Source organism: Ruminococcus sp. CAG:330 (genome assembly GCF_000437175.1).
Classification (GTDB): domain Bacteria; phylum Bacillota; class Clostridia; order Oscillospirales; family Ruminococcaceae; genus Ruminococcus_C.
Genome location: NZ_FR897978.1, coordinates 1 through 7,489, shown reverse-complemented (window position 1 = coordinate 7,489; position 7,489 = coordinate 1). Strand labels below are relative to the sequence as shown.

The following is a 7,489-nucleotide window of genomic DNA, read 5'->3' as shown; positions in this document are numbered from 1 at the left end:
AAGCACCGTGAATGCGAGTATCTCAAGAAACTGTACCTCCGGAGTACGGAGGCTGCCAAGCGGCTTCACACTGCATGGCATGCTATGGAGGAATCAAAGAATGCGCTCCAGCACAGCGGCAGCGGTGGAAAGGCGCTGATCGAATCCATTTGGTCGTGCTCGTGCATCACCATCACGCTGGCAAAATTCCTTTGTGATAACGCTGATAACCTCGAACGCTATATTCGGGATTCCGGTACGGAGGAGGGCCGGGCGTGGTTCGAGGCTCTGAGATCCATGGAAGAGAAGCACAAAGAGATGCACGGCGAATAAGAACCTGTCTTCACAAGCGTATACATGTGTCTTGTGAAGACAGGTTCTAATTTTCCTCTCCCCCCAGACGGGCGGTGCCCTCCTTACACGGAGGGCGCTGCCCGTTTTTTTGAACTCCCTGCATATCCCGGACGCTTCCGAATGGTATACTAACCACAAAAACGCACAGCGTACAAAAGGAGTGACAGACCATATGAAAAATTTTTTCGGTTTCGACAGCGACAGTCTGATTGAAAAGGACGACATTCCGTATGACATCCCCAGTCAGGACAAGCTTCAGATTCATACGATCTGGATGGGAATCGACTATACCTGCACACGGTCAATGATAAAACGCCACCTCTCCAGATGGTTCAAAGAGGTTGAGAAGAACTACATACAGGCATACACCCTGTATCGGAACGGCAGCGCAGAAAATTTACGCTCCCGTGACCATGCATATCGAAAACATCTCCATCGCCGGAGTGTGGAAAGTATCAGACGCCTCTGCTATGCCTATGCGGAATGCAGTAGTGCCGCATCCGCAATGGAAAAGTATGTGCTAAGTGAGAACTGGGAAAGGATGCCCGGAAATGGCTACGGAAGAATTGCGCTCGCAGAGATCGGGCGCTTCCGGTTCACAATCCAAAAATTAAAGCTGCGAATGAAACTCCGGAACACAGTGAACCAATTGAAATACTTTTTCCTTTGAGATAGACGAGCGGTGTCCTCCTTACACAGAGGGCGCTGCCCGTTTTTTTGAACTCCCTGCATTTTCCGGCTTCGGACTATGGTATACTAAATTCAGAAACAAAGGGACACACGAAAGGAGGTGCAGACCATATGAAAAGACTGCTTTGTTTCATCGCCGCTGTTATCTTTGCCGGATACGGCTGGTGCTACTACGAAAAGGAGGGAATCCACGCTGATGCGATTCCCACGCCCCACGAATACGTACGCTTCGTACAGGACAAGACCGCTTCCGCTGTGGAGCTGGTCACGGAAATCATTCAGGCAATGGACTAAACCGGAAATCCGCACAAGCGGATCTCCCGCCAAAAAGAAAGGAAAATTTTTATGAAAACAATCGTTCTCATTGTCATCGGTCTGCTGGTCATCACGCTGCTGATTCTGGCGTTTTGCAAGAAAAAGACCAAAACGGACACGGAGCTGCATCCGGTAACCGCATACAATCCCACAAGCCGGGAATACGACTACAGACAGCGGGAAAACCTGGTGGAACAGAGCGACACCAAATACACCGTCCCCACGCAAGAAGTGCAGCAGATCGAGCTCACCCGTTCTGCGGTGGAGCACGCCTCCAGCCGGGCAAAGGCGGTCATCCGCATCAATCCGGCATTCTTCAACAAGCTGAAGAACACCTACGCACAGGCTTACATCCTGTACATGAACGGCAACGCTGCAAACGCCAAAAGCCGTAACTACCGGTACTTGAAGAGCCTCTATTACCGCAGTGTGGAGGCCGGCGCACGGCTCCACGCCGCCGAGAAGGAGTGCCAGCAGGCAGTGGCAGCGCTTCAGCGCAGCAGCAGCGGTGAAAGTGCGCTGATCAAGTCCGTCGGACAGTGCCAGTCCATGATCGCCAAGCTGCGAATCAGCGTCTGGAACAACACCCACACACTCAAGCTCTACATCCGGGATTCCGGTCCGGAGGGAAGAGCCTGGTACAATGCCCTGGAGCAAAAGCACAAGGAAAAATACGGCAAGTAATCCACCTGCCACAAATTCCCACAGACGGGCGGTGTTCTCCATGTACGGAGGGCGCTGCCCGTTTTTTTGAACCCGCCGGATTTTGGTGGCATTGCAGCGTAGTACAATAGAGAGGAAAGGAGGTCACACCAGAACAACGAGCCGGCAGGCTCACAGCCAGACCAAAGGTCCGGCACAACAGCAACGGCAGCCCGCACACAGGGCTGCCGCAACAGAACGAAAGGAGAATTAACCAACATGCTTCACGGCAAACTTCAAAACGTCGCAGAGCACAGAACCCTCCTCTACGGGCTCTCCGCCATTGGCGTAACGGTGCTGCTGTCGCTTCACACATTTGTGACGTCGACCCTGTCTCACGTCCCCTCTGCGATGCTTGGCTTCCTGCTGAATACACTGGCAGTCGTTCTGACTGTGGTATTCGCAGCGAAAAAATTAACCCCCACGGCACTCCATAGTGCCGTCTTTACGGCTGTGCTGCTTCTGGGCAGCAATGCTACCGTTCTGATCTCCACGTACAACATCGGCAGCGAGGTGGGCAATCTGGGGCTTTGGATGGGCATCAGATCCTGCGGAATGCTGCTTCTGGCAGCGGTCACATGGGTTGGAATCTCTCTTCTGGAGCGCTGGCAGGAAGACGGAAAACGGCTTCCGCTGCTGCTGCTCTGGGCGGCAGACATCGTGTCCTGTCTGATGGCAATGTTCCTCTCCCGTGGCAACACCGCCTCCGTCTTCGGTATCCTCATCGGGCTGCCCATGGCGATTCTGGCGACTCTCACCATGGGTACGGGCTTTCAGGAGGACGGCGCACGGAAAATCGTCAGCGTTGTCCTGTGCGCACTGATCTGCCTGACCCTGGTGGTCAAACACGAGACCGGCATTCCGGCACTGCTGTATGCCGCTTTCTTTGTGTGGTACACCCTTTTTTACCCCCGCAGAAATCGCCATAAGAAATGGATCGCCCTGCTCCTGGCGGCAGTTCCGGCAGGCGGCATCGGCATTCTGTGGCTGGCAAATCCGCGCTTTGAGAAGAGCGGCATCAGCTTTCTGGCAGACCTGGCGGGCAAATTTTCCATCCGTTCCGGCATGACCTATCAAATTGAGAGCGGCCTGAAGTCACTGACAAAGGCAGGGCTGTTCGGCAGCTACCGGGCAAGCCACATCCCGGAATGGCAGACGGACATGATTCTCGTGTCCGACACCCATTATCTTGGCTGGGGATTCCTCTTTTTGATGCTGCTGGTGACGCTGCTGTTTGTCATCTTTAGCAGCAGGGAGCTGATGAACGCCTCCTCGGAGCTGCACAACTACTTCCGCAGCATGGCGCTCTGTTTCGTGGGCGTGACCATGCTCTATAACCTGCTGGCAATCACCGGCATTCTGCCCATCCTTGGAGTGCAGCCGTTTTTCACCAGCAGTATCAGTCTTTCGTATCTGGGGGCCTCCGGCATTCTGCTGGGCTTCCTGACCTATGACGGGGACTGCATGGAGAGTCTCGGCACCCATTTCAAATTCGGAAGGAGATAAGATACCATGAGATACGCCAAAAGAAACCTCCGCATTGTGGGAATCGGAACCGCCGTTATCCTTTCCGCCGCAGTGATTTCGCTGTCCAGCCACACCAAGAGCCTCCGCCCGGTCATTCAGGCGGAGGAGCAGAACGGTTCGGCGCTGGAGGCAGTGCTCGGGAACGACATCCTGCCCAATACCGCCTACGACTGGGGCAGTGTGTACACCCTGAACGACGGCACAGACATCGCCCAGAAGTACGTCAACGAGGAGAGCGGCTTCACCGTCTATGGCGGTGCGGAGGGTTATCAGGTGCTGGGTTCGGACACCGGCGGAGGATTGGTGCAGGGGATGGGGAACATCCTGCTGTCCAGTGTTGCCAAAGCGAACCGGCTCGCACGGACCGGGGACAGCATCGTCACCACGCTGCACAGCAGCGCCATGGCAGCGGCAAACGAGGCGCTTGCGGAGTACGGCGGCGACGTACAGGCGGGCATCTGCATCGTCCTGCGGGATGGTGCAGTGCTGGTAGACGCCGGAAACAACGTCCTCAGCTCGCCGGCAGACGTCTATTTAGGCATCTCTGAGCAGACGGACAGCTTCGTGGACTACAACGCCAGCGCCATGGCAAAGGGCAGCGTTTTCAAAGCCATCACCGCAAGAACACTGCTGGAGTATGACAGCGACCTGCCCGAGGACTACTCCCTGTACAACGACAGCTTCGAGGATCTGTCTGCCATCACCCTGAACAACGGCAAGACCATTCAGAACTGGGATTACAACATAGCCGGAGATTACGGCAGCGATCTGGGGAACGGACAGTACAGCCGGCTGGTGAGCCTGTCCGACGCACTGCAATTCAGCTCCAACACCTATTTCGTCCGCCACGCCCTCCAGCTGCCGGACTGCTACGACAAGCTCCGCTCGCTGTTCGGGCTGGACAAGTCCCTCACCACGGAGATCAATTCATTGGACGGCATCGAAACCGCAGACGAGCGCCAGCCCTATCTGTACTTCGGACAGGATGCGTATTTGTCCAGCATCCGGCTCTGCCAGCTCTACAACTACGCATTCTCCGGAGAGTTCTACGTTCCGTTCTATATTGCCAGCGTCATTCAACCGGACGGAGAGAAGATCTACACAGCCGACCCTCAGCCGAAAGAAGCGTACCACATGGACATCACGCCGGAGGATGACATTCTGGCGGGCGGTCTGGCGGACTGCTTCGATGCTTACACCAACGGCAAATACACGGCGCTGTCCGGCTCCGGCAGGATCCTGTGCAAATCCGGAACGGCAGAGCTGGACGACGAAAACGGCCGCGAGAACCGCACCATGATGATGACCATCCTCAGCGAGGATCGGACACAGGTACTGGCGAGCTGCTGTATGATCGTGTGCAGCGCTCCGAAGGACAGCGTCTACAACAATGTCATGATCGAGAAGCTGCTGCAAGTGGCTTCCGCAGCTGGAATCCTATAAGAAGGCTTACCAAAAGAAAGGAGAACTTTACCATGACCAAAAAGAAACTGGCAGGCATTTTGATCTGCATTGCAATCGCACTGCTGGGGGTGCTGCTGCTTCTCATGCAGAAGCACCGCAGCGACAGCGCCAAGCAGCCGGCGGACAAGGGCAGCTACAGCTACTACTACGCCGAGCCGGACGCTGCCAATGCGGAGTCCACCACGGAGGCGGATAACGCCATTCCCTTTTACCAGAACGTCAAATAAAACAAAACGGGTGGGTGCCTCTCCAGAAGTTCTGGGAAGGCATCCGCCCGTGTGTTTTTTCAGATGGAATGTTTCACGTGAAACATGTTTGGGGGTTCGAACCCCTCAGTCAGCCTGCGGCTGCCAGCTCCCCTTTCAGGGGAGCCTCTTTTTGAGCGGCGAGAAGCTGCCGGAATACGGCTTCCGACAGGGCACGATGGCCGTCCTCGTTCATGTGCTCCCGATCCTCCAGCGAGGGAAACGCCACGTCCGATGCCGCCAGAAACCGGCAGCCCTCCTCCGCAGCCACGCTGGCATATGCCGCTTTCAGGCGGTGGGAGAGGGCGACGGAATCCTCGTTGAACTCGCCGTCAAACCGCGCCACGCCATGTCCCAGCACGATAGGGGACACCACCAGAATTTCCGGCACGCCGGCATGCTTTGCCTGCCGTACTAGCTGGCGCACACCCCCGGCGATCTGCTCCGCAGAGGCGTGGAAGCACGTCTTGCAGTCGTTGGTGCCCAGCATGATGACCACGCCTGCCAGCGGACTGTGGCTCTCCAGCAGCAGCGGAAAAGCGTCCAGACCGCAGCGGTTTTTCCGGTACCAGTCGTGGAACTGGGTGGTTCTCCCGCAGAGTCCCTCTTCGATGACCCGCTTTCCAAACGGACGAAGCAGATCGTCCAGAAGCCCCGTCCAGCGTGTCTGGTCGTCAAAACGGCTGTTGTCCCGTGGGTTCAGACCCCACGTATTGGAATCGCCAAAGCAAAGAATCGACTGCATGTATTTTCCCTTCTCTCGGTTTAAGAGCTCGTGTTCATAGGCGTCTATCTACGTCTTTTCGGCAAATTTTGTTGCATACTGCGTTAAAAATTCTTGCCATACGAAAGTATGCCTGCAAATTTTTGCCTTGTCTGCAAAAAAATTTGCTCGAAAATCCGCATATATTTCCTATGAACACAAGCTCTGAAATAATGTTTCACGTGAAACAAGGATTCGAATGATTAGTCAGCGAACATCGGGGTGGACAGGTAGCGTTCACCGGTATCCGGCAGCAGCGCCACAATGGTCTTGCCCTTGTTTTCCGGACGCTTTGCCAGCTGGATGGCTGCCCAGACAGCTGCGCCGGAGGAGATGCCCACCAGAGCACCCTCGCTGCGAGCGATTCTGCGTCCGGTCAGGAATGCGTCCTCGTTCTCCACGGCGATGACTTCATCATAGACCTTGGTATCCAGTGTTTCCGGCACGAAACCCGCACCGATGCCCTGAATCTTGTGTGCGCCAGCATGACCCTCGGACAGCACCGGAGAGCTTTTCGGCTCCACTGCTACCACTTTCACGTTGGGGTTCTTTTCTTTCAGGTATGCGCCTGTGCCGGAAACCGTTCCGCCGGTACCAACGCCAGCCACAAAGATATCCACGTTGCCGTCGGTGTCGTTCCAGATCTCCGGACCGGTGGTCAGGTAGTGTGCCTTGGGATTGGACGGATTGGTAAACTGAGACGGAATAAAGCTGTCCGGAATCTCCTTTGCCAGCTCATCAGCCTTTTCGATGGCACCTTTCATGCCTTTTGCGCCCTCGGTCAGCACCAGCTCTGCGCCAAATGCCTTCATGAGATTCCGGCGTTCGATGGACATGGTTTCCGGCATGGCAATGATGAGGCGGTAGCCTCTCGCAGCTGCAACCGCAGCCAGACCAATGCCGGTGTTTCCGGAGGTCGGTTCGATCAGCACGCTTTTTCCCGGGGTGATGAGTCCCTTTGCCTCAGCTTCGTCCAGCATTGCCTTTGCAATACGATCCTTGACGCTGCCGGCCGGATTGAAAAACTCAACCTTTGCGAGAATCGTCGCATCCAGCTTTTCTTCCTGTTCAATGTGAGTCAGTTCGAGCAGCGGTGTCCCGCCAATGAGATCTGTGATCTTCTGAAAAATCTTTGCCATGAGAAGCCTTCCTTTCTGCGTGTAAAAAACAGGTATGGACATTCCCGCCCGCCTGCTGCAAACGGGAAATTTGATAAGTTCCTATCGGATTGATTCCCATTATACGCCGAAATACCTAGTTTGTCAATAGGTTAGGTAGTAGTTTGTAGGAATGTACAAACAGAAAAGCAGAATTCGCCTTTAAAATTATGTGAAATGCATAAATCGCAAGGGAGAATAAGGGCAAATTGCAAAAAGTACGTGGGAAAACGAAAAGAAACGGAATCGTTGAATCTGTCAGGCTGATCCAACTGAGCGCAGTTGGCGAGGTG

The 7,489-nt window shown here is 55.0% G+C and carries 9 protein-coding genes; 7 read left to right on the top strand and 2 right to left on the bottom strand.

The features are described from left to right. The 7 genes from QZL66_RS00550 to QZL66_RS00520 all read left to right on the top strand — a co-directional run. Positions 1-312, top strand: a 312-nt coding sequence (locus tag QZL66_RS00550) for a hypothetical protein (RefSeq protein ID WP_293601733.1), incomplete at its 5' end; no start/stop codon positions are given. Between the two features lie 193 nt (positions 313-505). After that, positions 506-1,003 carry a hypothetical protein gene (locus QZL66_RS00545; RefSeq protein WP_022409821.1) on the top strand — a complete coding sequence of 166 codons (498 nt, stop codon included), beginning with the start codon at positions 506-508 and terminating at the stop codon, positions 1,001-1,003. Positions 1,004-1,134: 131 nt separating this feature from the next. Continuing rightward, a complete protein-coding gene (locus QZL66_RS00540) occupies positions 1,135-1,317 on the top strand; it encodes a hypothetical protein (RefSeq protein WP_022409820.1) in 183 nt (60 codons plus the stop codon). Positions 1,318-1,368: 51 nt separating this feature from the next. Then, a complete protein-coding gene (locus tag QZL66_RS00535; protein WP_022409819.1) occupies positions 1,369-2,022 on the top strand; it encodes a hypothetical protein in 654 nt (217 codons plus the stop codon). A 237-nt stretch (positions 2,023-2,259) separates the two neighbouring features. Beyond that, the gene (locus tag QZL66_RS00530; protein WP_022409818.1) at positions 2,260-3,546 is read left to right on the top strand and encodes an FtsW/RodA/SpoVE family cell cycle protein; all 1,287 of its coding nucleotides are present in this window, start codon (positions 2,260-2,262) and stop codon (positions 3,544-3,546) included. A 6-nt stretch (positions 3,547-3,552) separates the two neighbouring features. Further along, positions 3,553-5,010 (top strand): penicillin-binding transpeptidase domain-containing protein, encoded by a 1,458-nt coding sequence (locus QZL66_RS00525; protein ID WP_022409817.1) that lies wholly within the window; start codon positions 3,553-3,555, stop codon positions 5,008-5,010. Positions 5,011-5,042: 32 nt separating this feature from the next. Beyond that, complete coding sequence (locus tag QZL66_RS00520; RefSeq protein ID WP_022409816.1) at positions 5,043-5,258, top strand: hypothetical protein; 216 nt, start codon at positions 5,043-5,045, stop codon at positions 5,256-5,258. Between the two features lie 109 nt (positions 5,259-5,367). Here QZL66_RS00520 and QZL66_RS00515 read toward each other — a convergent pair whose 3' ends face one another. Together QZL66_RS00515 and cysK are read right to left on the bottom strand one after the other, a co-directional pair. Next, positions 5,368-6,021: a GDSL-type esterase/lipase family protein gene (locus QZL66_RS00515; protein ID WP_022409815.1), complete on the bottom strand. Its 654-nt coding sequence runs from the start codon at positions 6,019-6,021 to the stop codon at positions 5,368-5,370. Positions 6,022-6,242: 221 nt separating this feature from the next. Continuing rightward, positions 6,243-7,178: a cysteine synthase A gene (gene cysK, locus QZL66_RS00510; RefSeq protein ID WP_022409814.1), complete on the bottom strand. Its 936-nt coding sequence runs from the start codon at positions 7,176-7,178 to the stop codon at positions 6,243-6,245. Positions 7,179-7,489 lie beyond the last annotated feature (311 nt).